Below are 25,026 nucleotides of genomic sequence, written 5' to 3' on the forward strand. Positions count from 1 at the left end.
CGGGGGTAATGGGGTTGACAGCCCGCCGCCTGCTCGTCAACCCCGTCAGATGACAGGGCTGGAGCACACCATCGCGGCGCAGGAGTCGGAGTGACGATCCGAGCAGGCTCCTCAGTCCTCGAGATCCTCGGGCAGCAGGCACAGCCCGCCGCTGGTGCTGGCGGAGTTGGCGAGCGCGGCTATCCACTCCGCGCTGAGCTGAGGGGTCACCGGCTCGTCGAAGACGAACCGCAGCGGGATCGACGGGTGCAGCCAGATGGTCGAACGCCCGGTCGGGTTCAGGTGCGGGTGCTGCCAGGACAGGGTGAAGGACTCGTTGCGTCGCAGCTTCGTGGCGATCACGACTTTGAGGTGAGCGAGCGCGCGATCCTCGATCTCGATCGGATCCGGACTGGCGCCGTAGAAGAGCATGCCCATCTGACTAAGCTATCCCCAGGCGTTCGGCGGACGCCAGAGCAGTTCGGAACGGTTGAGAGGTGCACTTCCTTGGGAAAGTTCGTTTATGAAGGCTCGGTCAAGACCGAGATCGAGGACCGTGCCCTGACCCACCTGCAGCTCGTGATCACGGCCAAGCTGCGCCGCGGAGAGCCGTTCCCGTTCAGCTGGCGCGAAGATGCCAGCGTCGGCGGCGGACGCACGACCGTGTGGGTGCAGCCCAGCAGCTCGCTGGTGTTCAAGTACTTCGGCAGCCGCCAGCCCGCGATCAACAGGGCGTGGATCGAGGCGCTCGCCTACACGGCCAACACCCCGACCGGCCTGCACATGGTGCCCGAGCCGCCGGACGACCCGAACGCCGGCCTCGAGGGCTGAACGGGGCGCCGGTCTCGGCGCAGACGTCGACAGGGGCGAACGGAGCCGCCACCCGCGCCGGCCGCGCCCGACCGTTCGCGGCGATCGAGCGCGGCCTTGATGCGTCCGGCGGCCACCGGCCCGGACGTTTCCGGACACAGCCCACCTGGGACCCTTACTGAGCGGTGCCCTCGTGCACATCGCCGGAGGGGGCTTCTGTGCGCAGGTCGGTCGGCGCGTCGCCCGAGTGGAGCTGTTCGTCGCCCTCCGCCAGGTCACCCTGGCCGTCCTCACCCAGTTCGGCGTCGAGAGGGTCGTCGCCCTGGGAGTCGGGCTGCAGATCCGGCCGCCCCGCGACCGCGGCGTCTGCGGCCGGGACCTCGGTGGTGGAGTCGTCTTCCGGGTTCAGGGAGTCGCTGCTCATCATGCAGTCCTTTCGTCGTGGACGTTCAGCCTGCGTGATGCAGGTGCTTCGGGCACGCCCCTTGACAGCATCCCGGCCGTCCGGCCTCGCGCGTGCGCCGGGCTTCTCGAACTGTCAACCCCCTGGCCGGACCACGCCCGCTGAGGGAGGGTGAGCAGACTGGCACAGGTGCCGGCACTCCCCATCCAACTTCAGAGAGGCGCACGATGAGCGACAACACCCCAGATCCTCGCCACCAGCACCACGATGAGAAGTTCCCCCCTCAGCAGCAGACCCAGCCGGGCCTGACGGAGGAGACCGGGCCCAAGCCCGATCACGGCGAGTCGTCGTACCAGGGTCACGATCGGCTCGCCGGGCGTCGCGCGCTCATCACCGGGGGCGACTCCGGCATCGGCAGGGCGGTCGCCATCGCGTTCGCCCGCGAGGGTGCGGACGTCGCGATCGTGCATCTGCCGGAGGAGCAGAAGGATGCCGATGACACGGTCGCGCTGATCACCGAGGCCGGACGCCAGGGTGTGAGCATCGCCGGTGACCTGCGCGACGAGTCGTTCGCCGAGGAGGCCGTCGCCCGCGCTCGCGAGACACTGGGCGGACTCGACATCGTGGTGCTCAACGCGGCGTACCAGCACGACATCGACGACTTCGGATCGCTGAAGACCGATGAGATGCGTCGCGTGTTCGACACGAACATCCTCGGCACGCTGTTCACCGCGCGGGCGGCGTATCCGCACCTCGAGGACGGTGCGAGCATCATCGTGACCTCCTCGATCCAGGCGTACGACCCGTCGCCTGGACTCATCGACTACGCCATGACGAAGGCCGCGCAGGTGGCTTTCGTGAAGGCGCTCGCAGCAGAGGCGGGGGAGCGCGGGATCCGCGTGAACGCCGTCGCACCGGGGCCCATCTGGACCCCGCTCATTCCGGCCACCGGCTGGGACGACACGAAGGTCGAGCAGTTCGGCAGCGACACCCCGCTGGGCAGGGCCGGCCAGCCGGCCGAGCTCGCCGGTGCGTACGTGTACCTCGCCGCAGCCGAGTCTTCGTACACCTCGGGCACGGTGCTCGCGGTGACAGGAGGTAAGGCGCTGTGACTGTCATGCTCGACGACCCCATACCAGGCACCCCGCACGGGGACTGGGAGCTCACGCCGCTCGGCCGCAACAGCTGGCGAATCTGCGACCCGGCACGACGTCACGCCGACGCGGACTGCCTGATCGCCTACGTCGACCGCTCGCCGACGGGCGTTCTCGACGTGCTGTGGCTGCGCACGCCGTGCCCGCGCACCACGCGGTTCCGCGGCTTCAAGCAGCTGTTCGAGGCGCTCGATCTGGCGGTCGCGAACGCGTCGAACCGGGCGCAGAAGCCGTCGCCGATCCCCGGACGCCCGCCGCTGTGAACCGTGCCGAAGCGCGCTGAAACACGGGACCGACGGAAGCGTAGCCTCGAAACATGAGCGATCTGCGTGAACTCCTGGGCATCCGGCATCCCGTCGTCCTCGCGCCGTTCGGGGGACTGTCATCGGTGGCGCTGACCGCCGCGGTGAGCGACGCGGGCGGTCTCGGCTCATACGGTCTCTACGGGTACGACGGCGCCCGCATCACCGAGACCGCCGCAGCGCTGCGCGCCGCCACCTCGGCGCCGTTCGCGCTGAACATCTGGCTTCCGACGGGCGACGAGGTCGTGCCCGGCGCCGAGCACGACGGATATGCCGCCGCCCTGAGCGACTTCTTCGATGAGGTCGGCATCGCGCCGCCCGCGCGCCCCGAGCGATACCTCCCCAGCCTCGACGAGCAGCTCGACGCGATCTGGCAGGCGTGCCCGGCCGCGCTGAGCGTCGTCTTCGGCGCACCGTCGAGCGTGCTCATCGACGAGGCGCACAGCCGCGGCATCCGCGTCATCGGCACCGCCACGACGGTCGCCGAAGCCCGCGCCCTCGAGGCCGCAGGCGTCGACGCGATCGTCGCCACCGGCGCCGAGGCGGCCGGACACCGGGTGTCGTTCCTGAAGTCCGCGGAGGAGTCACTGGTCGGACTGGTCCCACTTGTACCGCAGGTGGCGGATGCCGTGCGCGTGCCCGTCATCGCCGCCGGCGGCATCGCCGACCGTCGCGGCGTCGCGGCGGCATTCGCGCTCGGAGCGTCGGGCGTGCAGGTCGGCACCGCCTTCCTCGCCACCGCCGAGTCCGCGGCGAACGACGCGCACCGCGCGGCGATCCGCTCGACCGCTGCTGACGAGAGCGTGCTCACCCGCGCGATGAGCGGACGGCTGTCGCGCGGGGCCCCCAATCGCGCGGTGCGCGAGATCGAGGCATCCGGAGCCGTCGCTCCCTTCCCGGCCCAGAACTGGCTGACCGGACGCTTCCGGGCGATCGCCGGTCAGCGCGGGATGGGCGAGCTGCAGTCGCTGTGGCTCGGGCAGTCGGCGCCCCTGTCGCGCGGACGCACGGCGGCCGCGGTCTTCGACGAGCTGGTCGCCGGCCTGCCCGGCTGACGAACGGCGCCTCGTCCGCGCGATCGTCAGAGGATGACGGTCGAGCGCCCGTGCACGATCACGCGGTCCTCGGCATGCCACTTCACGGCGCGGGCGAGCACGAACCGCTCCACATCGGCTCCGCGCCGCTGCAGCTCCGCCGCAGACTCCGCGTGCGTGACGCGGGTGACGTCCTGCTCGATGATCGGGCCCTCGTCGAGATCGGCGGTCGCGTAGTGGGCGGTCGCGCCGATCAGCTTCACGCCGCGCTCCTTGGCGCGGGCGTAGGGATTCGCGCCGATGAACGCGGGAAGGAACGAGTGGTGGATGTTGATCACCGGCGCTCCGAGCCGCTCGATGAATCCGTCGGTGAGGATCTGCATGTAGCGGGCGAGCACGACCAGGTCGACGTTGCCCTGCAGCAGCTCGAGCTGGCGGGCCTCCATCGCGGCCTTGTCCCCGGACGGGATGTGCATGAACGGCACCCCGAAGGAGCGCACCGATTCGGCGAGGTCGGGATGGTTGGAGATCACCATGGTCACATCGATGTCGAGCTCGCCGCGCTGTGTGCGCCAGAGCAGCTCCATCAGGCAGTGGTCGTACTTCGACACGAAGATCGCCACGCGCTTGCGCTTGGCGGTGTCGTGCAGCGACCACTCCATCCCGAACCGGTCGGCGACCTCGGCGATCGACGCCTCGAGCTCCGGGCGCTTGGCAGAGAGCCCGTCGAGGTGGATGACGGTGCGCTGGAAGAACCGTCCGCCTTCCTCGTCGGTCGAGTGCTGGTCGAGCGAGATGATGTTCGCCCCGTGCGCGGCCAGCACTCCCGCGACGGCCGCGACGATCCCGGGCTGGTCGTCGCAGGCGATGAGAAGGCGTGCGGTGTCGGTGTGCGGCATGGATGCTCCTGAACTGGGGTGTCTGTCGATTCTGCCCGCATCCGGAGGGCGGCGCCGAATCGTTACCCTTGACCCATGGGGCCGACCGAGGAGCTGCTGCGCGATGCCCGCGCGCGCCTCGCCGCGGCACCGCGCGAGTCGCTGGGCCGCGAGCGCACCTCGCGGTGGCGTGCCGATCGGATCGTCCCCGCGGGTGCCGCCTGGCACCTCGGCGTGCTGCTGCTCACAGATGAAGGCGTGCTGTCGACCGCCGAGATCCTGCGCGCCGCCGAGCCCGTGCGGCGCGGCTACACGGCCGAGTCGGCGCGGGCGAGAGCAGAGCGGAGGGCGCAGGCGCGTCGAGGTGGTTTCGCCGAGGGCGAGGTCGTGCACGTCGGATGGCAGGTGCTCGACGCAGCTGCGGTCGACGCGGGCGGAGTGTCGGGCCCTCTGGCCCTGGTCGAGGGGGTGCCGAGCGTGCGGTGGTCGCCGGGTGGCCTGCTCGTGCCGCTGCAGGGCTATCTCGACGAGCGCATCGCGCTCGCCATCGGAACCTGACCCCCAGGCCCCACCCTGGCTCCCTGGGCCTGTCGAAGGGCGACCTCAGCCGCGCAGAAGCTCAGGGAAGCGCGCCAGCAGGTCGTGGCCGTCGACGGACGCATCGAGGATCGCGCGCTCGGTGCGCTCGTAGTCGCGCGGGTCGAAATAGCCGGATGCCCGGTACACCGCCATCCGATCGGCGAAGTCCTGGGGCGACGCCTCAGGGTGGAACTGCGTGGCGTACAGCCGCTCGCCGACCCGATACGCCTGCACGGTGCAGGCGTCGTTGGTGGCGAGCAGCACGGCTCCCGGCGGCGTCTCGCGCGCTGACTCCTTGTGCGCGGTGAAGACCGACATCGTGGGCGCGCCGGGGCCGAACAGCGGATCGCCGATGCCCGCATCGGTCAGCTGCACACTGGTCGCGCTGGCCTGCTCGGGCTGACCGGTGTGCACCTCGCCACCCAGCATCCGTGTCACGACGCCGATGCCGTAGCAGGTGAACAGCGCGGTCGCGTCGCCGTCGAGCGCACGCCGGGCGATCCGCTCGAGGTCGTGCTCCACCGCCCGCTGATACTCGTCCTTCTCGGCATCCGTCACGTTGAACGGCGATCCGCCGATGACGAAGCCCTCGTACTGCTGCCACTCCACCGTCTCGAGTGAGGCGTGCAGCAGGTCAAGGCGGTCCAGGGAGCCGACGCCCAGTCCGCGCCGGAACGAGCGGTGCTCGGCGTCGGCCGCGCTCCGCTCCGGTCGGACGCACACGTACAGCACCGAGGACATGCGCCGAGTCTATTGGGCGATTCGGCCTGAGCCGGGAATACGGGCCGTGGGTCGATGTTGAAGTTGACAGCACTACGCTCAACTTTGAGAGGAAAGGTAATGCCCAACGACTTCAACGAAGCGGGTTCAGGATCTTTCGACGAGTTCCTGGCCCGTTATCTCGCGGGGGAGCGCAACCGGCAGGCTCGCTCGATCGACCTCGCTCGGTTCCTCACCGCGCGCACCCAGCAGGTCCTGCAACGCGCCGGCCGTTTCGCGCTCGAGCGCGGGCAGACCGATCTCGACTCGCTGCACGTGCTGCGGGTGATCGTCGAGGACGACGCGGTGTCGCAGGCGATCCGGCACATCGGCGTCGACCCGCAGGCCATCGTGGCGGCCGTCGACGCGGGTCTGCCCGTTCCTGCCGAACCCGCGGCCCTGAGCGCCGCGACGATCACGCCGGGCGCCAGCCGTGCGCTGTTCCACTCGTACCAGGTGGCTCGTTCGTCCGGCGCGACCTACATCGACCCCGAGCACCTGTTCTTCGCGCTCGTTCTGGCCCAGGACGTGCCGGCCGGTCAGATCCTCGCCCGCGTCGGCGTCACGCCGGAGGCCCTCACGCAGGGTCTTCGCGAGCCGGTCACCGCGGGAGCCGACACCGATGAGGGCACGGCAGAGCAGGCATCCGCCACTCCCATGCTCGACCAGTACGGGCTCGACCTCACCGCTCGCGCTCGCGCAGGCGAGCTGGACCCCGTCATCGGGCGCGCCGAAGAGATCGAGCAGGCCATCGAGATCCTCAGCCGCCGTACGAAGAACAACCCCGTGCTGATCGGCGAAGCGGGCGTCGGCAAGACGGCGATCGTCGAAGGGCTCGCTCGTGCGATCGTCGAGAACGCCGTGCCCGCGCAGCTCGCAGACCGCCGTGTCATCGCTCTGGATCTGCCGGCGATGCTCTCGGGCACCCGCTACCGCGGTGACTTCGAGGAGCGCCTGACGATGACGATGGATGAGATCGCCGCGCACAAGGGCGAGATCATCGTGTTCATCGATGAGGTGCACACCGTCGTCGGCGCCGGCGGATCGGGCGACGGCGGCATGGACGCCGGGAACATCCTCAAGCCCCGCCTCGCCCGTGGTGATCTGCACCTCGTGGGTGCCACCACGCTGAGCGAGTACCGACGCATCGAGAAGGATCCGGCGCTCGAGCGTCGTTTCCAGCCTGTGAGGGTCTCGGAGCCGTCGACCGACGACGCCGTGCTGATCCTCGAGGGCCTGCTGCCCGCCTACCAGCAGCACCACTCCGTGACGTACACCGCCGACGCCGTGCGTGCCGCCGTCGAGCTGAGTGCGCGCTATCTGCCCGACAGGGTGCTGCCCGATAAGGCCATCGACCTGATCGATCAGGCCGGCGCGCGGCTGAGGCTGCGCCTCGGCGTGGTGCCCGACGTCGATAAGATGGTGGCCCGGCTCGACGAGCTCGAGTCGCGGAAGGACGCCGCGGTGAACGCGGAGCACTACGAGGAGGCCTCGCGCATCCGTGACGAGATCGCGGAGCTTCAGGGCCGGATCGATGCCGCGGGCGCGCCTGCGACGACTGCGCCGGCTGCCGAGGCCGTCGTCGACGAGTCGCAGATCGCCGCCGTGGTGTCGCGGGCGACGGGCATCCCCGTGAGCCGTCTCACCGAGACCGAGCGCGAGCGGCTCGGCGAGCTCGAAGCCGACCTGCACGCGCGCGTGATCGGGCAGGACGACGCGGTGGCCGCGGTGGCTCGGGCCGTGCGGCGCAGCCGCACCGGCATGGGCGACGCTCGTCGTCCCGTCGGATCGTTCCTGTTCCTCGGTCCGACCGGTGTGGGCAAGACCGAGCTGGCGAAGGCTCTCGCCGACCGCCTGTTCCCCTCGACAGGCTCAGGGCAGGCGGACACGGCGAACGTGATCCGCTTCGACATGAGCGAGTTCGGCGAGCGGCACACCGTGTCTCGCCTGGTCGGGTCCCCTCCCGGCTACGTGGGGTACGACGAGGCCGGTCAGCTCACCGAGCGGGTGCGGCGCAACCCCTACTCGATCGTGCTGTTCGATGAGATCGAGAAAGCGCACCCCGACGTGTTCAACCTGCTGCTGCAGGTGCTCGACGACGGACGCCTCACCGACGGGCAGGGCCGCACGGTCGACTTCCGCAACACGGTGATCGTGATGACCTCGAACATCGGCTCGGAGTTCCTGGCCTCGCGCTCTGGGGCCCTCGGTTTCGTGGCGTCGCAGGATGCCTCGGCGAACGGCTTCGCGTCGGCGGAGGACCTGCGGGCTCGAGTGATGGGCAGGCTGCGCGAGGCGATGCGGCCGGAGTTCCTGAATCGCATCGACGAGATCGTGCTGTTCCAGAAGCTCGGTCGCCAGGAGCTGGGCCGGATCGTCCGGCTCATGCTGCAGGCGACCTCGCAGCGCCTGTCCGCTCGCGGCGTCTCACTCGAGGTGTCGGATGCCGCTGTCGAGTGGCTGGGCGAGCACGGCTACGAGCCGGAGTACGGCGCGCGTCCGCTGCGCCGCCTCATCCAGCGTGAGGTCGACGACCGCATCGCAGACCTGTTCGTGACCGGTGAGCTCGCTGACGGCGGCGACGTGCGGGTCGAATCCGCAGGAGGCGGGCTGTCGGTCACCGCGGGCACGGTCCACCGCGCGGCTGCCTGACGGCCGGCGGTGCTGACCTCTGCCCTCATCTGCGGGGCAGAGGTCAGCGTGACGAGTTCGCGGTGCGTCCGCGCACGATGCCGACGAACGTCTCGACGTCCGGCGTGGTCGCGTCACGCAGCCACGCCAGTGCGACGGTCGAGGTCCGCCCGCCGAGGAGCGGACGGTAGTCGACGTCTCGGCGGTGGTGCAGCCGGGCGAGCGACATCGGCACGATGAGGATGCCGACGCCGGAGGCCACGGTCGCGACGGAGTCTTCCGTGGTCTCTATCGTCGGGAACGACGGTGTCTGCGTGGGCAGATCGAGCGGCCCGAGCACGTCATCGCCGGGGGTGATCAGCACCTGTCCGGTGAGATCGTCGGCCGTGAGGCTGTCCGTCGCCATCAGGAACGAGTCGATGGGCGCCACGACGACGGGAACCTCGTCGTACAGCGGGATCACGTGCAGGGAGTCGCGGTCGTCGAGGGGAAGACGCACCAGCGCGGCATCGAGATCGTCGAGGGCTGCACGCTGACCGGCGACCGTGATGGGCACGACGTCCATGCCGACGTGCGGCATGCGCTCCCTCCAGGCGTCCACCCACTTGCCCGGGGTGGCGCCCGGGATGACGCCGAGCCGGAACCGGCGCGGCGTCTGGTCTGCCGGGGGCGCAGGCTGCGCCGCAGGGCGAGGCGTGCGCTTCTGTGCCGGCTTCTGTGTCTTCGCCGGGCGCGGACGCCCACCCTTCGGAGCGCGGCGCCGGTCGTTCTTCACCGGTTCAGCGTACCGGCCGTGGATGCAGAAGAGCCCGCCGGCCGAATCGACCAGGCGGGCTCCGGTGGACGGGATCAGGCGGCGAGCCAGAGTCCCTTGCGGTCGGTGATGACGGTGAGACCGGGGGCGACGCTCTCGTCGTGGCCGATGCGCGTTCCCCGTGCGACCCGCGCTCCCGCGCCGATCTCGGTGCGGACGCCGATCCACGCGCCGTCGCCGACGGCCGCTCCGACGCCGATGTGCGCGTGCGCGTCGATCCGCGCGTTCTCGCCGATCACGGCATCCGGCTCCACCCAGGCGCCGCGCGCGACCCGCGCACCGGCGCCGACGCGAGCGCCCGGTTCGACATAGGCGCCGGCTTCGATGAGGGCCTTCGGATGCACCTTCGCGCCGTGTGCGACGAGTCCGCGGCCATTGACGTGCTTGCGGTAGCGCAGCGTGGCGCCCTGGTCGTCCTCGATATCGATGTAGTTCTTGCCCACGTTTCCTCCCGTGTTCCGGAGTCTTCCGGATATATGTACAACCGGGAGGGGGCTTGATTCATTCCCCGTTTGGGATTAGCTCACCGCTGACAGTTCGGACACCAGAATGTGATGCGCTCGCGGGTCGGATCGGCGCCCAGCTCGCCCTTGCGGATGCGGGTGCCGCAGCGTCGGCACGAGCGGCCCGCGCGCCCGTAGACCCAGTCGGTGAAGCCCCGCCTGGCGTCTCCCGTGAAAGTGCGATCCATTCGGTCGCGGTTCGCCCTGATGGTGCGCACGCCGAGGTCGAGCAGGGCGGGAACATCCACGTCCGGCGTCGGCGTCTCGGGCCGGACACCGCGCAGGAACAGCAGTTCCGCCGCATACTCGTTGCCGAACCCTGCGACGTTGCGCTGGTCGAGCAGGGCGACGTGGATGGGACGAGTGTCTGCGCTGAGGCGCCGGATCGCCTCGTCCAGATCCCAGTTCTCGGAGAGCGGGTCGGGTCCGAGGTAGTCGACCAGCTGGCCCTCGTCGCGGGTGGGCACCAGCTTCACCTCGGCGATGTCGACGCCGACTGCTTCGTGTTCGGCGGTGCCCACGATCGCGCGCACCTTGAATGCGGGATGACGCCACTTCTCGCCCGGGCGATAGGTGAACCATGCTCCGTCCATGCGCAGATGGGAATGCAGGGTGAACTCGCCGATCCGCATCAGCAGGTGCTTGCCGCGAGGAACGACGTCGTGCACCGTCCGCCCTCTGAGGTCGGCTGTGGCCAGGCGCGGCACGCGCAGGTCGAAGCGGGTCACCTCCTGCTCGCGCAGCGCGGCGTCGAGGCGCTTCGCGGCGCGATAGATCGTGTCGCCCTCAGGCACGGTGCGCCGCTGTCGACGAGCGCTGATGCAGCAGGTCGCGCGCCAGCACGGTGGCTCCGGCGACCGCGGTCGGCATGGTGAACACCGCGCCGAGGGGCACCATGAAGCACAGCTGGGTCGCCGCGCCGAATCCGAGCAGGCGGGCCCGCCGCCCCGAGAAGAGCCGCGAACGCTCGGCAGTCGGGATGTCGCGCGCGTTCAGCGCACGGCCGGTCAGCTCGCGCGCGAGCAGGCGGCCGGTCAGCAGCACGCTCACGACGGCGGCGAGCGGAGCACCGATGAGTGGCACGAACCCCGATGCCAGCGCCAGCAGGGCGACGAGCGCACCGAGCGCGATCAGCCGGATGCTCTCGCCGAGCGCCACGAGGAATCCGCCGTCTCCCTCGGGTACATCGCCGCCGAGGTCGGTCTCGACAGCACGCCAGATCCGCTGGTAGAACGGGTCGCCGATCAGCAGCGTGAGCGCGGTGAACGTCACGCTCGCCAGCGCCAGGATCGCGATCACCGCGAGCACCCCGACGGCGGTACGCAGGGCGTTGCGCCAGAACGGATCCCACCCGTCGGCGAACGGTGTCGCCCAGGTGGTGATGCCACCGAGGTTCAGCAGCAGCGGAACGATCGCGGCGGCAAGCAGCGCGAGGGCGATGAGGCCGGGCACGAGACCGAGCGCCATCAGCCCGGGGCGCCGCCGCCAGTACCCGAAGCCGCGCCCGAGGTAGCGGACGCCGGTGAAGAACTCGCTGAGCATGTGTGCAGTCAATCAGACGGTCTTGCGCAGGGCGTAGCCGCGCGGGGTCGCCACGAAGCCCGCCTCCTGCAGGGCGAATGCGAACGGGGTGCCGTACACGCCCTCGCCGTTGATCTTCTCGACGGTGAGGGTCTCGAGCCGGCGCGCCCTGGACGTGGCGACGAGGTCGGCGGCGGCGGCCTTCAGCACCTCGGGGTCGTCATCGAAGGCGAGCACCGTGCGGCCGCCGCGTTCGAGATAGAGCACGAGCTCGCCGTCGACGAGCACGACCAGCCCGCCGGCCTTCCGACCGGGACGATGCGACACCGCCTCCAGCCGCGGCCAGCCGAGAGCGGCGCCGTAGGGGTTGGCGGGGTCGGTCGCCGCGAGCGTCACGGCGTTCAGTGGAGGCGGATCGGCGAGTCCGGCGAAGGTGCGCAGTCGGTCGACCGTCGTGGATGCCGCGAACTGGGCGGCTCCGAGCTTCTCGATCACATAGCCGCGCCGGCAGTGCCCGGCCTCTTCGAAGCCGGCGAGCACGCGGTACACCTGTGCGAAGCCGCCCGGCACGCCCTCCGCCTGCACGGCGCCCCGGGTGACGACGCCGTAGCGGTCGAGCAGCAGCCCTGCGGTCACCGTGGCGCGGCGCGCGGCATCCGGATCGGTCTCGGGCAGCACCGCCCACCGGCCACCCGCGCCCGCGGCGGACGGCTGTGCGGTCGGTCGTGCGAGCGAGATGCCGCGGTAGGTGCGCGTGCGGGGCGCCCGGCGCGCGGTCTTGTGCGCCTGCGACCCTCCGGCGATGAGCGCGCGGACGGGCGCGAAGGTGTCGTTGGTGATGTGCCCCTGCCAGGCCAGCGACCAGAGGGCCTCGAGCACGGACTGCTGGTTATCGGCGCCGGTCATGGTCTTCAGCGCGCCGGCGAACGAGGCGCCGCTGAGTTGCAGCGCATCGAGCACCTTCTCTTCGAGGGAGCCTGCCGCCGGTGCCTCCTCGGGTACGGGAAGGGTGAAGGGCGCGAGATCGGCGGGATGCAGCGACACCCACCCATCGCGACCCGGCAGCGACCCGTGGCCCGCCCAGACCACCTCGCCGGCGGCGGTGAGCTCGTCGAGGAGGGCAGGGGAGTAGTCGCGCACCCGGCCGGGCAGAACGAGCGACTCCCAGGCGCTGGCGGGGATCGGCACGCCGGCGAACTGCTCGATCACGCTGAGCACGCCATCGACGCCTTCGGTCGGCCGCGTCAGGTGCTGCCAGTCGGGCAGGAAACGCGCGTACGCCTGCGGGCTGACCGGCTCCACACTGCCGCGGATCGCGGCGAGCGAGCGCATCCGCAGACGGCGCAGCACCTCGGCGTCGCACCATTCCTTCGATCCGTCGGCGGCGGCGGATGCGGCGGGCAGGAAGAACCCGCTGGTGAGCCGGCCCGCCGACTCCAGCCGCTGGAGCGTGTGCCTGGCGACAGCCGCGCCGATGCCGAACCGGGCTGCGACGTCTTCGGTCGTGAATGGGCCGTGCGTGCGCGCGTGTCGCGACACGAGATCGCCGAGTGGATCAGCGACAGGCTCGAGGAAGGCCACCGGGATGCCCGTGGGCAGCGCGACGCCGAGCGCATCGCGCAGCCGGCCCGCGTCTTCGATCACCGTGAACCGGGAGCGGCCCGCGATCGTGACCGCGATGGCGCGGCGAGCGGTGACGAGCTCGGCGAGCAGTGCGGCGGCTTGGTCCGCGGTCGCCGCACCGGGCTCCCTGGTCGCTTCAACCGCGGCATCCGCCCCCGGGACAGCCGCGGGATCCGCACCCGTGTCGGTCCGGGCCGCCTCGTCGGCGGCAGAGCTCGTCGACGTGCTGTCGAGCCGCAGAGCCACCTCTTCCGCGTCCAGCGGGCCGAGCATCCGCAGCAGGTCCGCGACGCCTTCCACCCCCCGCACCCGGCGCTGCGGATCGAGTCGCTGCGCCTCGCGCTCGAACTGCGCGATCACGTCGGGGTCGAGCAGCTCGCGCATCTCGACCGTGCCGAGCAGCTCCCCGAGCAGGGCAGGGTCGACGGCGAGGGCCGCGGCCCGCCGCTCGGCGAGGGGCGAGTCGCCCTCGTACATGAACGCGCCGACGTAGCCGAACAGCAGGTCGCGCGCGTAGGGGGAGGGCTGGCCGGGCTCGGTCTCGACGAGACGGATGCGGCGCTCGGCGATGTCGGTGATGAGCCGGCGCAGCGATGGCAGGTCGTAGACGTCCTGCAGCACCTCGCGCAGGGTCTCGAGGATCACCGGGAAAGTCGGATGGCGCCTCGCGACCTCGAGCAGCTGCGCCGAGCGCTGCCGCTGCTGCCACAGCGGCGTGCGCTTGTTGGGGTTCATCCGCGGCATCAGCAGGGCACGGGCCGCGCACTCGCGGAATCGCGAGGCGAACAGCGCCGATCCGCCCACCTCGGCGGTGACGATCTGCTCGAGCTCGTCGGCGTCGAAGACGAACAGGTCAGCTCCGGGCGGCTGCGCGTCGGCATCCGGGATGCGGACGATGATGCCGTCGTCGCTCGCCACCGCCGAGCCTTCGACGCCGAGCCGCTCGCGGATCCGAGCGTTCAGCGCGAGAGCCCACGGCGCGTGCACCTTCATGCCGTAGGGGGAATGCAGGATGAGCCGCCAGTCGCCGACCTCGTCGCGACCCCGCTCGACGGTCAGCGTGCGGTCGGTCGGCAGGGTTCCCGTGGCCTCGCGCTGCTCGGTCAGGTACCCCATGAGATTGTCGCGCGCGCGCTCGTCGAGGCCCGCGTCGATCAGTCGCTGCTGGGCTTTGGCGGGAGTCGCCGTCGAGACCTCGCGCGAGAACCGCCCGAGGGCCTCACCGAGCTCGAACGGACGGCCGATGCCGTCGCCGTGCCAGAACGGCACCTTGCCGGGCTGCCCGTACGCCGGCAGCACGTTGACCCGGTCGTGGGTGATCTCGGCGATGCGCCAGCTGGTGGTGCCGAGGGTGAAGACGTCGCCTACCCGTGATTCGTAGACCATCTCCTCGTCGAGCTCGCCGACGCGCGCACCGCTGGTCTCGCCCGCGACGAACACGCCGAACAGCCCGCGGTCGGGGATGGTGCCGCCGCTGGTGACCGCGATGCGCTGCGCTCCCGGCCGGCCGGTCAGGGTTCCGGCATCCCGATCCCACACCACGCGCGGGCGCAGCTCGGCGAACTCGTCCGACGGGTACTTGCCGGCGAGCAGATCGAGTGTCGCCTCGTATGCCGAACGCGGCAGCGTCTGGAACGGCGCGCTGCGCCGCACGGTCTCGAACCATTCCTCGACCGAGATCGAATCGAGCGCGCATGCGGCGACGGTCTGCTGCGCGAGGATGTCGAGCGGGTTGCGCGGCACGGCGATCGCCTCGATCTGTCCCGCCAGCATCCGCTCGGTGACGATCGCGGTGTGCAGCACGTCGCCGCGGTGCTTGGGGAACAGGGACGCCCGGCTGATCTCGCCCACCTGGTGGCCCGCGCGTCCGACGCGCTGCAGGCCGGATGCCGCCGACGGCGGCGCCTCGACCTGGATGACCATGTCGACCGCGCCCATGTCGATGCCGAGCTCGAGACTGCTCGTCGCCACCACACAGCGCAGCACGCCCGACTTCAGCTCGTCTTCGACGATCGCCCGCTGCTCCTTCGACACCGACCCGTGGTGGGCCTTGGCGAGCACCGGATCGGCGCCGGCGGTGGCGCCCGCCTGCGCCGCCCCGTTCGCCCCTCCGGCCGGCGCATGCGCGCCGCCCGGAGCCTCTGCTCCGTGGGCCCTGGCGGCCGGCGGTCCCGCCGGTTCGGCAACGGCCACCCCGATGCGCTCGGCGTAGATCTCGTTCAGCCGACCGGTGAGCCGCTCGGCGAGTCGCCGGGAGTTGGCGAACACGATGGTCGAGCGGTTCTCGAGCACCTTATCGACGATCGCCTCCTCGACGTGCGGCCACACCGATCCGGTGACCTCGGTGTACTCGGCCGGTTCACCAGCCGAAGCCGATGCCCCGGGCGGCGGAGGAGGGTTGCGCATGTCGTCGATGGGCACGACCACGCCGAGCTCGAATGTCTTCATCGCGCGCGGGGCGATGATGTCGACCGGCGCCGATCCGCCCAGGAACCGCGCCACCTCATCGATGGGGCGCACGGTCGCCGACAGACCGATCCGCTGAGCGGGCTTCTCGGCTCCCCGTGCAGTGCGCAGCGCGTCGAGCCGCTCGAGGCTGACCGCCAGATGCGCGCCGCGCTTGGTGGCGGCGACCGCGTGCACCTCGTCGATGATCACGGTGTGCACGTTCTGCAGCGTCTCACCGGCTCGGCTGGTGAGCATGAGGTACAGCGATTCGGGCGTCGTGATGAGGATGTCGGGCGGGTCGCTGACGAGCTTTCGCCGGTCGCTCGAGGTGGTGTCACCCGAGCGCACGCCGACGGTGATATCCGGTGCCGCGACGCCGAGGCGCCGCGCCGACTGCCCGATCCCGATCAGGGGCGAGCGCAGGTTGCGCTCGACGTCGACGCCCAGAGCCTTCAGGGGAGAGATGTAGAGCACGCGCGTGCGCGCAGCGCGCTCCTTGGCATCCGCTGTCGCCGCCGAATCGGCCGTCCGCTCGCGGAACACGCTGTCGATCGCCCAGAGAAACGCCGACAGCGTCTTGCCCGACCCGGTCGGCGCAACGACGAGGGCGTTGCGCCCGGCGGAGATCGCGTCCCACGCGCCCGCCTGCGCGGGCGTGGGCGCGTCGAACGCCCCACGGAACCAATCCTGGGTGGCGGGGGTGAACCTGTCGAGCACGTCCGGCACCCCTCCATCATGGGACAGGCCACGGACATCGCCTCGGTGCTTGCTCTCGACAACGGAAGAGGGGTAGGGGATGCTGGCGACATGGCGCACACGACGAACCACACCGACACGTTCATCGAGGTCAGGGACTCCGAGGAGTACGCCGCGCTCGCCGCCGACCCGGCGCTCGAGCACCGCCGCGCCATGCGGTCGAAGGGTCTGCGCGAGAAGGACCGCGCCGACTTCGACGCGACCCTGCCCTTCCTCGATGAGCGGCGCCGTCGATGGCTCGCGGACGCGCTGCAGCGGACCCTCCCGCAGCATCCCTGGCTCTCCCGGCTCGGCTGAGACGGGCGGCCTGACATCACCCCGGCCGCCCGTCTGCGTCAGCCCAGCTCGACCAGCCGACCCTCGGCATCCAGCTCGAGGGTGAGATCCAGCTTCAGCCGGGCGAGGAACGCGTCGTCGTGGCTCACGACCAGCACGGCTCCGCGGTAGGCGCGCAGCGCCTCGACCAGCTGATCGACCGTGTCGAGATCGAGGTTGTTCGTCGGCTCATCGAGCACCACCAGGTGCGGCGCTGGATCGGCGAGCAGCAGCTTCGCCAGCGCGACACGGAACCTCTCGCCGCCTGAGAGCGCGCCGACAGCCCGGTCCATGGTCGCCCCTCGGATCAGGAACCGCGCCAGCCGGTTCCGCAGCTCCCTGTCCGGCACGTGCGGTGCGACCGCCGCGATGTTCTGCACCACCGATGCCTGCTCGTCGAGCCCGTCGATCCGCTGCGAGAGGTAGCCGATGCGGTCGGTGTGCGCGTCAGAACTCCGGAGAATCGGCCGGATCTGCCCCGGAACAGCTGAGTCCTGGCCAGATCCGTCCCGATCTCCGGAGCTGTCAGCTGCGGATGCCACCAGCCGGCGCAGCAGCGTGGTCTTGCCGACCCCGTTGCGTCCGACCAGGGCCACTCGCTCCGGCCCCTGCACGATCCACGACCGCTCCCCGTCGCCGATGGTGGCGATGCGCCGCGATGCCGACAGCTCGGGATCGGGAAGGTCGATCCTCATGGTGTCGTCGTCGCGCACCCGGCGTCCGGCGGCGTCGAGGGCCTGGTGCGCGGCGTCCTCCTTGCCGCGCACCTCGGTGCGCAGCCTGCCGGCCGACACCTGGGCTGCCATCTTGCGGCCGTTCGCGATGATCTTCGGCACGCGCTTCTCATCGAACGCCTTGCGGCCCATCTGCGCACGGGTAGCGAGCTTCGCCTCGGCCTCGATGCGCTGCCGCTTCTCCTTCCGGTATGCCTGCGCCGCGTCGCGCTCGGCCTGGCGAGCCGCGCCCTGCTCGGCATCCAGCCACGCTCGCCACTGCGAGTACGGTCCGCCGAACACGCTCAGCTCGCTGCCGTAGATCTCGGCGGTGTCGTCCATGAGCTCGAGCAGCGACACGTCGTGGCTGACCACGATGAGCGCGCCCTTCCATGTGCGCACCATGTCGGCGAGCCGCTGCCGCGCCTCGCGGTCGAGATTGTTCGTCGGCTCGTCGAGCAGCGTGATCGGCGCTCGTCGCAGCCGGATGCCTGCGACGGCGGCGAGCACGGCTTCCCCGCCCGACAGCTCGCCGACCGTGCGGTCGAGGAACGACGGGTCGAGGCCGGCTTCTGCGAGGGACACCTCGGCGCGCGCCTCGATGTCCCAGTCGTCGCCGACGGCGTCGAAGTGCACCGGATCGACGTTTCCCGCGGTGATCGCGCGCACCGCGTCGAGCGGAGCGGCGATGCCGAGCAGGTCGGCCACCCGTCGATCGGTCTCGAGGGTGAGACGCTGCGGCAGGTGGGCGACCTGGTCGGAGCGCAGGATCTGCCCGGATGTCGGCGTCAGCTCGCCCGCGATCAGGCGCAGCAGCGTCGACTTGCCGGCGCCGTTGCGCCCGACGAGCCCGGTGCGATCCGATCCGAACGAGCCACTGACGGCGTCGAGCGCGATGGAGCCGTCGGGCCAGGTGAAGGAGACCCGGTCAAGCGTGACGACGGCGGAGGTGAAGGTTCTCGGTGATGACATGAGCGACTCCCGGAAGTGGGGGTGCGCGGATGCCGACGAAGGGGTCTCGCAAGAGACGTCGGACGACGTCGGATCGAAGAGCCCGAAGAGGGGCTCGAATTCGGAGCGTGTCCTGCCGGAAGGCGGGTTCGTCGGATCAGCGCGCGGATGATTTGCGCGGAGAGGCGACGAATCAGATCAAGGGACTTCCAGACACGGCGGACAGGACTCTGCGACTTTACTCCCGCCTCGCGAAGACGCGCAACCCGGGCGTGTCGTGCTCACGCGGTCTTCTTCTCGACCGAGTCCTTCCACTGCGACAGGAAGACGCGGACGTCGGCGAGCTCCTGCTCCGAGATGGAGTGCGTGAGTCCCTGGTAGACGCGTCCGGAGAGCTCGGAGTGCGCCGGCAGCCACTGGGCGGTGTGCTCGACGAGGCCGGCGGGGATCACATCGTCATGTGTTCCGCGGCCCCAGAACACCGGTGGACGCTGCTCCTGCAGCACGCCGTCGTTCGGCAGCTCGCCCGGGGCGGCGTACCCGCTCAACGCCACGACCGCGTCGATCCGCGACGGCTGCAGGCGCAGGGCCTGCAGCGAGACGGCCGCGCCCTGAGAGAACCCGAGCAGCGCCACCGAACTCACGTCGGCCGCAGCCTCGTCGAGCCATGCGAGCAACGCCTCGGCCGCCGTGGTGATGCCCACGGCATCCCGAGTGGTCAGCGAATCGATCGCGTACCACGAGCGGCCAGGCATCGGCCAGGGCGGGGTGAGCGGAGCGCCGACGGCCGCGACCGCGATGCCCTCGGGCAGATAGGGGATCAGCCCGAACAGGTCGCGTTCGTCGGCCCCGTAGCCGTGCAGCAGCACGAGAAGAGGCTTGCCCCCGCGCGGTTCGGGCGACCACAGGGTCACCGACGGATCGATCGAGACTGTCACGAGGCCATCCTGCCAGCCGCCTCGGACGCCGGGGGAATCGATCGCGTCGACGTGAGGTCAGCCGCCCCGACGCCGGCGGAATCGATCGCGTCGACGTGGGGTAAGCCGCCCCGACGCTGGTAGAAAAGAGCCATGGCGGTGCGCACTCCTGATCCCGGCCCCGAGCCCGACGACGACTTCGGCTTCGACGGCGCGCGTAACGTCGACGCGAACCCGGGCTGGCTCTCCGACATCGAGCTCGAGGAGGCGCGTCGGCGCCTGCCGATGCTGTACGTCGAGGCGATCCCCGTCATCACCGACGGGTCGGGACAGGTCACCTCGATCGGCGTGCTGCTGCGCTCCACGCCGCTCGGTGAGATCACTCGCACCATCGTCTCCGGTCGGGTGCGGTACGGGGAGACCATCCGCGACGCGCTGTTCCGGCACGTCGAGAACGATCTCGGCCCGATGGCGTTCCCGTTGCTGCCCGCATCGCCTGCGCCCTTCGCCGTGGCCGAGTACTTCCCGATCCCGGGCGTGAGCGCCTTCCACGACGACCGCCAGCACGCCGTCTCGCTCGCCTTCGTGGTGCCGGTCACCGGCACGTGCGAACCGCGGCAGGATGCCCTCGAGGTGACCTGGTTCTCGCCTGAGGAAGCCGCCTCCGATGCGCTCGCGGCGGATCTGGAGGGCGGTCGCGGCACGCTGATCCGCCAGGCGCTCGCGCACCTCGGTCTGCTGCGCTGACGCGGCCGGGCAGTCAGGCAGAGGTCAGGCGCGACAGCTCGGCGACGAACGCGTCGACGTCGGAGTCCTGGGTGTCGAACGAGCACATCCAGCGCACCTCGTTGCGCGCGGCATCCCAGTCGTAGAAGCGGAACTTCTCGCGCAGGCGGTCGGCGACGCCGTCGGGCAGCGTCGCGAACACGCCGTTCGACTGCGTGGGCTGCGTGAAGCCGACGCCGTTGATGCTGCCGTCGGCGATGCCCTGCTCGACCTCGGTGCGCAGACGCTGGGCCATCGCGTTCGAGTGCCGGGCGTTGCGCAGCCACAGATCCCCCTCGAGCAGGGCGATCAGCTGCGCCGACACGAAGCGCATCTTCGACGACAGCTGCATGTTGAACTTGCGGCTGTACAGCAGGCCGTCGGCGGCATCCGGATTCAGCACCACGATCGCCTCACCGAGCATCGCCCCATTCTTCGTGCCGCCGAAGCTGAGCACGTCGACGCCGGCGTCGGTGGTGAAGGCGCCGAGCGGCACGTCCAGGGCCGCCGCCGCGTTCGAGATGCGTGCGCCGTCGAGGTGCAGCTTCATGCCGCGACCGTGCGCGTGGTCGGCGAGAGCCGTGATCTCGTCGACCGTATAGAGCGTGCCGAGCTCGGTCGACTGGGTGATCGAGACCACCAGCGGCTGCGCCCGATGCTCATCGCCCCATCCCCAGGCCTCGCGGTCGACGAGCTCGGGGGTGAGCTTGCCGTCGTCGGTGGGGACGGTGAGCAGCTTGAAACCTCCGATGCGCTCGGGGGCACCACCCTCGTCGACGTTGATGTGGGCGGTGGATGCCGCGATCACCGCGCCCCAGCGCGGCAGCATGGCCTGCAGGCCGGTGACGTTCGCGCCGGTGCCGTTGAAGACGGGGAACGCCTGGACCCTCTCGCCGAAGTGCGAGCGGAACACCTCCTGCAGGCGCTCGGTGTACTGGTCTTCGCCGTAGGCGATCTGGTGGCCTTCGTTGGCGGCGGCGATCGCGGCCAGCACCTCGGGGTGGATGCCGGAATAGTTGTCGGATGCGAAGCCGCGGACGGCGGTGTCATGCAGAGTGCTCACCGTCCGATTTTAGTGTGCGGCGCACCCGGCGGTCCTCGACCGGCCCTGTCGGATGTCGGTGGCCGGGATTACCCTCTACCCGTGACCTCAGCAACGAAGACGAGGGCTTTCGCGAACGTGCTCGTGAACACGCTGATCGCCAACGTGACGACCAGCTTCCTGTGGTTCGCGCTCACGTTCTGGGTGTACATCGAGACGCAGTCGGTTCTGGCGACGGGCGTCATCGGCGGCGCGTACATGCTGCTCATCGCGTTCTTCTCGATGGTGTTCGGCACGATCGTCGATCGCTACCGCAAGCACACCGTGATGCTCATCTCGAGCGTCGTCTCAGCCGTCGCATTCGGCGCGGCGGGCGTGCTCTACCTCTGGCAGCCCGAATCGGCGCTGCTCGACATCGGCGGTCCGTGGTTCTGGGCGTTCGCGCTGATCATCCTCGTCGGCGGGGTCATCGAGCAGCTGCGCAGCATCGCGCTGTCGACGACGGTCACGCTGCTGATCCCGGAAGAGAGGCACGCGAACGCGAACGGCCTGGTCGGAACCGTGCAGGGCATCGCCTTCCTCGTCACCAGCGTGTTCTCGGGGCTGTCGATCGGCTTCCTCGGCATGGGGTGGACGCTGATCATCGCGGTCGCCGCGATGGCGCTCACCTTCGTGCACCTGCTGTTCGTCCGCATTCCCGAAGAGGCGCCGCAGCGCGACCCCGATGCGCCGAGCGCGCTGGACTTCCACGGCAGCGTGAAGGCGATCCGCGAGGCGCCGGGGCTATTCGCCCTGATCGTGTTCTCGACGTTCAACAACCTCATCGGCGGCGTCTACATGGCGCTGATGGACCCGTATGGGTTGACGCTCTTCTCGGCTCAGATGTGGGGGATCGCCCTTGCGTTCGCCTCGACCGGATTCCTCGTCGGCGGTGCGCTGGTCGCGAAGTTCGGGCTCGGCAAGCGCCCCGTGCGCACCATGCTGCTCGTCGTCGTAGGCATGGGCGTGCTCGGCGCCGTGTTCATGCTGCGCGAATGGTGGCCGCTGTTCGTCGTCGGCATGTGGCTGTACATGATGATGGTGCCGCCGGTCGAGGCGGCCGAGCAGACCGTGATCCAGAAGGTGGTGCCGTACGCCAGGCAGGGGCGGGTTTTCGGAATGGCGCAGGCGATGGAGGCCGCTGCAGCGCCGGTGACCGCCTTCCTCATCGCACCTCTGGCAGAGTTCCTGATAATCCCGTTCATGCGCAGCGAAGCCGGTCGGATGCAGTGGGGCTGGCTGCTGGGTGAGGGCGAGGCGCGCGGTATCGCCCTGATCTGCCTGTTCGCCGGTCTGATCATGGTCGTCGCGGCGTCACTGGCGTTCTTCACGCGCTCCTACCGCAGGCTCACCGAGCTGTACGCCGGGGCGCCCGAGCCTGGAGACGCCGAGGGCGCAGCGGACAGGCTCAGCCGAGCGTGACCACCGTGTCGTTCAGCGCGGCGGCATCCCGATCCCACAGCGCCACCACCGCCCCCGACAAAGCGTCGGCCTGCAGCGCGCCTTCAGCGCGGAAGACGACGGATGCCGCGCGCAGATCGTCGCCGGCATCCCGTGCCGCCTTGGCGTAGCCCTGCGCGACGGCGCGCGTCCACGCCTCGCTCGCGGCCTTCATGGCTGCGTAGTTCGCCCCGCCCGCAAGCGGGCGCGCGACGGCGGTCGACGACACGATCGCGAAGCGGCCGGCATCCGACGCCTTGATCGCCGCGTCGAAAGCGCGACTCGTCGCGCGCACCGCCTGCAGAGCGGGCAGCAGCGCGTCGAAGTCCTCATCGCTCTGCCCGGCGAGCCCGCCGCCGCCGCGCCAGCCGCCGACGAGCGGGATCACCGCGTCGACCGGGCCGAGCCGCTCGGCCAGGGCGGTCATCTCGCCGAACGAGGTGGCGTCGGCGATCTCGGTCTGCGCCCCCGCATCCCGAAGCGCCGCGAGTCGCTCATCCGAGCGGCCGGTGGCGATCACCCTGGCGCCCGCTGCGATCAGCGCCGTGGCGGTGGCGAGTCCCGCCTCGCTGGTGGCGCCGACGAGGACGACGGTGCGGTGGATGCTCATGATTCGCTCCTCGGTACGAGAGTGGGCGGGAGACGATGCTCTCCCGCCCACTCCGATGAGTGTCAGTCGTCGGTGCCGCGGATGCCCACGGTCGACTCGATGACCGCCTTCATCTTCTTGTCGAGCGTCTCGAAGAACATCGACAGCGGGAACTCGTCGTCCATCACGGCGTCGGTGTACCCCTTGGGGGCGCCGGCGAGGATCTCGTCGCTCAGGCCGCGAGCCCACTGCGAGGCGGGGTGCGGGGTGAGCGTGCCACGGACCAGCTCGTACGCGGCGAGCCAGTGCGCCACCTTCGGGCGGTCGATGGAGTGCCAGTACAGGTCGTCGATCGCGTCTCCGAGGGCGACGACGGCGTCAGGGACGTTGTCCCAGTCGAAGGCGAGAGCCGTGTCGGTCCAGTGCAGCACGCCGCGCTGGTGCAGCCAGGCGAACAGCAGCTGACCGCCGACCGCGTCGTAGTTGCGCACCCGGGTGCCGGTGATCGCGAAGCGGAAGATGCGGTCGAAGATCACGGCGTACTGCACGAGGTGCGCGTAATCGTGCATCTCCTGCTCGGTCTCGGTGAGCGTCTCGCCGGCCGCGACGCGGGCGTCGAACGCGCGCTCGATCTTCACCGACTCGCGGAACGCGGTCATGTCGCAGCGCATCTCCTCGAGCGAGTAGAGGAAGAACGGCATGCGCTGCTTGATCATGAACGGGTCGAACGGCAGGTCACCGCGCATGTGGGTGCGGTCGTGGATGATGTCCCACATCACGAACGTCTTCTCGGTCATCTGCTGGTCGTCGAGCATCGCCTTCGCACGCTCGGGCAGCTCGAGATTGGTGATCTCGGATGCTGCGCGCACCACGCGGCGGTAGCGGGCGGCCTCGCGGTCCTGGAAGATCGCGCCCCAGGTGAACGAGGGGATCTCGCGCATCGCGACGGTCTCGGGGAACAGCACGGCCGAGTTGGTGTCGTAGCCGGGAGTGAAGTCGACCAGTCGCAGCGAGACGAACAGCTTGTTGCCGTAGTCGCCCGCCTCGAGCTCGGCGATGAACTCGGGCCAGATGGTCTCGACGATCAGCGCCTCGACGAGACGGTCGCTCGAGCCGTTCTGCGTGTACATCGGGAAGACGACGAGGTGACGGATGCCGTCGATGCGGTGCTGCTGGGGCTGGAAGGCGACCAGGGAGTCGAGGAAGTCGGGCACGCCGAAGCCGTCGTCGGCCCAGCGCTGAAAGTCGACGACGAGGGCGTCGAGGTAGGCCGCGTCGTGCGGGAAGGCGGGGGCGAGGGCCCGGATGCCCGAGATGATCGTAGCCACGTGACCGGCCGCAGCCTCGCGGTCGTCGGCGTTCGGGATCGAGCCGTCCTTGATCTGCAGCGGGCGCATCGCGATCGCGGCGTCCTTCAGCAGCGTCCAGGCGGCGCTGCGCTCGGCGGTCGATGCGTCCTCCACGACCTCGGGCTCGCCGATGATGCTCTGGGTGGCGCTGGTGATGGTGGACATCGAACCCTCCGATCAGGGGACAGGCCGGAAATTTTCCGGCGACGGGCGTGCTTCACCTCTACTATTCCACCTATGGATGACACTGTCGATCACGCGATCCTCGCCGCCGTCTCCCGCGACGGGCGAGCCACTCTGGCCCAGCTCTCGGAGACGGTGGGGCTGTCGACGTCTGCGGTGCAGTCGAGGCTCAAGCGACTCGAGTCGCGCGGGGTGATCGCCGGCTACCAGGCGGTGCTCGACCCCGAGCAGGTGGGGGCGCCGCTGTCGGCCTTCATCGAGATCACCCCGCTCGATCCCGCGCAGCCCGACAACGCCCCCGAGCTGCTCGAGCACCTCAGCGCGATCGAGGCGTGCCATTCGATCGCGGGCGATGCGGCCTACATGCTGTTCGTGCGTGTGGCCTCTCCGCGCTCTCTCGAGCAGCTCGTCCGAGACATCCGCATCGCGGCCAACGTCCGCACCCGCACCACGGTCGTGCTGCAGACCTTCTACGAGCGCCGGCCGATCGTCAGCCCCGCCTGATCGCGGACGAGCGGCGGCGGGCAGA

24 protein-coding genes are annotated in these 25,026 nt (G+C 70.2%); 10 read left to right on the plus strand and 14 right to left on the minus strand.

Features of this window, described 5'->3' with window-relative positions:
* Positions 1–111 precede the first annotated feature (111 nt).
* Positions 112–417: a DUF7882 family protein gene (locus PGB26_RS06155; protein WP_271639456.1), complete on the minus strand. Its 306-nt coding sequence runs from the start codon at positions 415–417 to the stop codon at positions 112–114.
* 69 nt (positions 418–486) lie between these two features.
* Between PGB26_RS06155 and PGB26_RS06160 the strand changes: the two genes are divergently transcribed.
* The gene (locus PGB26_RS06160; RefSeq protein WP_101188419.1) at positions 487–810 is read left to right on the plus strand and encodes a DUF7882 family protein; all 324 of its coding nucleotides are present in this window, start codon (positions 487–489) and stop codon (positions 808–810) included.
* A 154-nt stretch (positions 811–964) separates the two neighbouring features.
* Here the strand turns inward: PGB26_RS06160 and PGB26_RS06165 are convergent, their stop codons facing one another.
* Positions 965–1,213, minus strand: coding sequence for a hypothetical protein (locus PGB26_RS06165; RefSeq protein ID WP_271639457.1), 249 nt, complete (start codon positions 1,211–1,213; stop codon positions 965–967).
* Positions 1,214–1,419: 206 nt separating this feature from the next.
* Between PGB26_RS06165 and PGB26_RS06170 the strand changes: the two genes are divergently transcribed.
* Genes PGB26_RS06170 through PGB26_RS06180 form a run of 3 tightly spaced genes read left to right on the plus strand, consistent with a single transcriptional unit; the run spans position 1,420 to position 3,703 of the window.
* Positions 1,420–2,304: an SDR family oxidoreductase gene (locus PGB26_RS06170; protein WP_271639458.1), complete on the plus strand. Its 885-nt coding sequence runs from the start codon at positions 1,420–1,422 to the stop codon at positions 2,302–2,304.
* The gene (locus tag PGB26_RS06175) at positions 2,301–2,609 is read left to right on the plus strand and encodes a hypothetical protein (RefSeq protein WP_271639459.1); all 309 of its coding nucleotides are present in this window, start codon (positions 2,301–2,303) and stop codon (positions 2,607–2,609) included. Before PGB26_RS06170 ends, PGB26_RS06175 begins: the two co-directional genes overlap by 4 nt.
* Positions 2,610–2,662: 53 nt before the next feature.
* A complete protein-coding gene (locus tag PGB26_RS06180) occupies positions 2,663–3,703 on the plus strand; it encodes an NAD(P)H-dependent flavin oxidoreductase (protein WP_271639460.1) in 1,041 nt (346 codons plus the stop codon).
* A 26-nt stretch (positions 3,704–3,729) separates the two neighbouring features.
* Here the strand turns inward: PGB26_RS06180 and purU are convergent, their stop codons facing one another.
* Positions 3,730–4,581 (minus strand): formyltetrahydrofolate deformylase, encoded by an 852-nt coding sequence (gene purU / locus PGB26_RS06185; RefSeq protein WP_271639461.1) that lies wholly within the window; start codon positions 4,579–4,581, stop codon positions 3,730–3,732.
* Between the two features lie 75 nt (positions 4,582–4,656).
* On the opposite strand from purU, the gene PGB26_RS06190 reads away from it, so the two are divergent.
* Positions 4,657–5,118: a glutaminase gene (locus PGB26_RS06190; RefSeq protein ID WP_271639462.1), complete on the plus strand. Its 462-nt coding sequence runs from the start codon at positions 4,657–4,659 to the stop codon at positions 5,116–5,118.
* A 45-nt stretch (positions 5,119–5,163) separates the two neighbouring features.
* On the opposite strand, the gene PGB26_RS06195 is transcribed toward PGB26_RS06190, so the two are convergent.
* Positions 5,164–5,880 carry a glutamine amidotransferase-related protein gene (locus PGB26_RS06195; RefSeq protein ID WP_271639463.1) on the minus strand — a complete coding sequence of 239 codons (717 nt, stop codon included), beginning with the start codon at positions 5,878–5,880 and terminating at the stop codon, positions 5,164–5,166.
* A gap of 99 nt (positions 5,881–5,979) precedes the next feature.
* On the opposite strand from PGB26_RS06195, the gene PGB26_RS06200 reads away from it, so the two are divergent.
* Complete coding sequence (locus tag PGB26_RS06200; protein WP_271639464.1) at positions 5,980–8,550, plus strand: ATP-dependent Clp protease ATP-binding subunit; 2,571 nt, start codon at positions 5,980–5,982, stop codon at positions 8,548–8,550.
* Between the two features lie 43 nt (positions 8,551–8,593).
* On the opposite strand, the gene PGB26_RS06205 is transcribed toward PGB26_RS06200, so the two are convergent.
* From PGB26_RS06205 to PGB26_RS06225, 5 genes are all read right to left on the minus strand, one after another.
* Complete coding sequence (locus PGB26_RS06205; protein ID WP_271639465.1) at positions 8,594–9,304, minus strand: LysR substrate-binding domain-containing protein; 711 nt, start codon at positions 9,302–9,304, stop codon at positions 8,594–8,596.
* A gap of 74 nt (positions 9,305–9,378) precedes the next feature.
* Positions 9,379–9,786 carry a transferase gene (locus PGB26_RS06210; protein ID WP_271639466.1) on the minus strand — a complete coding sequence of 136 codons (408 nt, stop codon included), beginning with the start codon at positions 9,784–9,786 and terminating at the stop codon, positions 9,379–9,381.
* Positions 9,787–9,866: 80 nt separating this feature from the next.
* Positions 9,867–10,640, minus strand: a complete 774-nt coding sequence (locus tag PGB26_RS06215; protein ID WP_271639467.1) for a DNA-formamidopyrimidine glycosylase family protein — start codon at positions 10,638–10,640, stop codon at positions 9,867–9,869.
* Positions 10,633–11,388, minus strand: a complete 756-nt coding sequence (locus PGB26_RS06220; protein WP_271639468.1) for an EI24 domain-containing protein — start codon at positions 11,386–11,388, stop codon at positions 10,633–10,635. Before PGB26_RS06220 ends, PGB26_RS06215 begins: the two co-directional genes overlap by 8 nt.
* 12 nt (positions 11,389–11,400) lie before the next feature.
* Entirely contained in the window at positions 11,401–16,164 is a 4,764-nt protein-coding gene (locus PGB26_RS06225; protein WP_271639469.1) for an Lhr family ATP-dependent helicase, read from the minus strand.
* An 81-nt stretch (positions 16,165–16,245) separates the two neighbouring features.
* On the opposite strand from PGB26_RS06225, the gene PGB26_RS06230 reads away from it, so the two are divergent.
* A complete protein-coding gene (locus tag PGB26_RS06230) occupies positions 16,246–16,491 on the plus strand; it encodes a hypothetical protein (RefSeq protein WP_271639470.1) in 246 nt (81 codons plus the stop codon).
* Positions 16,492–16,529: 38 nt separating this feature from the next.
* Here PGB26_RS06230 and PGB26_RS06235 read toward each other — a convergent pair whose 3' ends face one another.
* The gene (locus PGB26_RS06235) at positions 16,530–18,194 is read right to left on the minus strand and encodes an ABC-F family ATP-binding cassette domain-containing protein (protein WP_271639471.1); all 1,665 of its coding nucleotides are present in this window, start codon (positions 18,192–18,194) and stop codon (positions 16,530–16,532) included.
* A 260-nt stretch (positions 18,195–18,454) separates the two neighbouring features.
* On the minus strand, positions 18,455–19,111 hold the full coding sequence (locus PGB26_RS06240; protein WP_271639472.1) for an alpha/beta hydrolase: 657 nt from the start codon (positions 19,109–19,111) through the stop codon (positions 18,455–18,457).
* A 132-nt stretch (positions 19,112–19,243) separates the two neighbouring features.
* Here PGB26_RS06240 and PGB26_RS06245 point away from each other — a divergent pair, with 132 nt between their 5' ends.
* Positions 19,244–19,837: an NUDIX hydrolase family protein gene (locus tag PGB26_RS06245; RefSeq protein ID WP_271639473.1), complete on the plus strand. Its 594-nt coding sequence runs from the start codon at positions 19,244–19,246 to the stop codon at positions 19,835–19,837.
* Positions 19,838–19,850: 13 nt separating this feature from the next.
* On the opposite strand, the gene PGB26_RS06250 is transcribed toward PGB26_RS06245, so the two are convergent.
* Positions 19,851–20,918, minus strand: a complete 1,068-nt coding sequence (locus tag PGB26_RS06250) for a threonine aldolase family protein (protein WP_271639474.1) — start codon at positions 20,916–20,918, stop codon at positions 19,851–19,853.
* Positions 20,919–20,999: 81 nt separating this feature from the next.
* Here PGB26_RS06250 and PGB26_RS06255 point away from each other — a divergent pair, with 81 nt between their 5' ends.
* Positions 21,000–22,358 carry an MFS transporter gene (locus PGB26_RS06255; protein WP_271639475.1) on the plus strand — a complete coding sequence of 453 codons (1,359 nt, stop codon included), beginning with the start codon at positions 21,000–21,002 and terminating at the stop codon, positions 22,356–22,358.
* Here PGB26_RS06255 and PGB26_RS06260 read toward each other — a convergent pair.
* On the minus strand, positions 22,345–22,986 hold the full coding sequence (locus PGB26_RS06260; RefSeq protein WP_271639476.1) for an SDR family NAD(P)-dependent oxidoreductase: 642 nt from the start codon (positions 22,984–22,986) through the stop codon (positions 22,345–22,347). The two genes, PGB26_RS06255 and PGB26_RS06260, sit on opposite strands and share 14 nt — an antisense overlap.
* Positions 22,987–23,048: 62 nt before the next feature.
* Positions 23,049–24,479 carry a DUF6421 family protein gene (locus tag PGB26_RS06265; RefSeq protein WP_271639477.1) on the minus strand — a complete coding sequence of 477 codons (1,431 nt, stop codon included), beginning with the start codon at positions 24,477–24,479 and terminating at the stop codon, positions 23,049–23,051.
* A gap of 72 nt (positions 24,480–24,551) precedes the next feature.
* Here PGB26_RS06265 and PGB26_RS06270 point away from each other — a divergent pair, with 72 nt between their 5' ends.
* Positions 24,552–25,001 (plus strand): Lrp/AsnC family transcriptional regulator, encoded by a 450-nt coding sequence (locus tag PGB26_RS06270; protein ID WP_271639478.1) that lies wholly within the window; start codon positions 24,552–24,554, stop codon positions 24,999–25,001.
* Positions 25,002–25,026: the final 25 nt, after the last annotated feature.

It is taken from the genome of Microbacterium sp. nov. GSS16, assembly GCF_028198145.1.
GTDB lineage: Bacteria > Actinomycetota > Actinomycetes > Actinomycetales > Microbacteriaceae > Microbacterium.

Coding starts and splice junctions, on each gene's coding strand:
- PGB26_RS06155 (WP_271639456.1), bottom strand. CDS start 417: ATGGGCATGCTCTTCTACGGCGCCAGTCCGGATCCGATCGAGATCGAG.
- PGB26_RS06165 (WP_271639457.1), bottom strand. CDS start 1,213: ATGAGCAGCGACTCCCTGAACCCGGAAGACGACTCCACCACCGAGGTC.
- PGB26_RS06170 (WP_271639458.1), top strand. CDS start 1,420: ATGAGCGACAACACCCCAGATCCTCGCCACCAGCACCACGATGAGAAG.
- PGB26_RS06180 (WP_271639460.1), top strand. CDS start 2,663: ATGAGCGATCTGCGTGAACTCCTGGGCATCCGGCATCCCGTCGTCCTC.
- purU (WP_271639461.1), bottom strand. CDS start 4,581: ATGCCGCACACCGACACCGCACGCCTTCTCATCGCCTGCGACGACCAG.
- PGB26_RS06190 (WP_271639462.1), top strand. CDS start 4,657: ATGGGGCCGACCGAGGAGCTGCTGCGCGATGCCCGCGCGCGCCTCGCC.
- PGB26_RS06195 (WP_271639463.1), bottom strand. CDS start 5,880: ATGTCCTCGGTGCTGTACGTGTGCGTCCGACCGGAGCGGAGCGCGGCC.
- PGB26_RS06200 (WP_271639464.1), top strand. CDS start 5,980: ATGCCCAACGACTTCAACGAAGCGGGTTCAGGATCTTTCGACGAGTTC.
- PGB26_RS06220 (WP_271639468.1), bottom strand. CDS start 11,388: ATGCTCAGCGAGTTCTTCACCGGCGTCCGCTACCTCGGGCGCGGCTTC.
- PGB26_RS06230 (WP_271639470.1), top strand. CDS start 16,246: ATGGCGCACACGACGAACCACACCGACACGTTCATCGAGGTCAGGGAC.
- PGB26_RS06235 (WP_271639471.1), bottom strand. CDS start 18,194: ATGTCATCACCGAGAACCTTCACCTCCGCCGTCGTCACGCTTGACCGG.
- PGB26_RS06245 (WP_271639473.1), top strand. CDS start 19,244: ATGGCGGTGCGCACTCCTGATCCCGGCCCCGAGCCCGACGACGACTTC.
- PGB26_RS06260 (WP_271639476.1), bottom strand. CDS start 22,986: ATGAGCATCCACCGCACCGTCGTCCTCGTCGGCGCCACCAGCGAGGCG.
- PGB26_RS06265 (WP_271639477.1), bottom strand. CDS start 24,479: ATGTCCACCATCACCAGCGCCACCCAGAGCATCATCGGCGAGCCCGAG.
- PGB26_RS06270 (WP_271639478.1), top strand. CDS start 24,552: ATGGATGACACTGTCGATCACGCGATCCTCGCCGCCGTCTCCCGCGAC.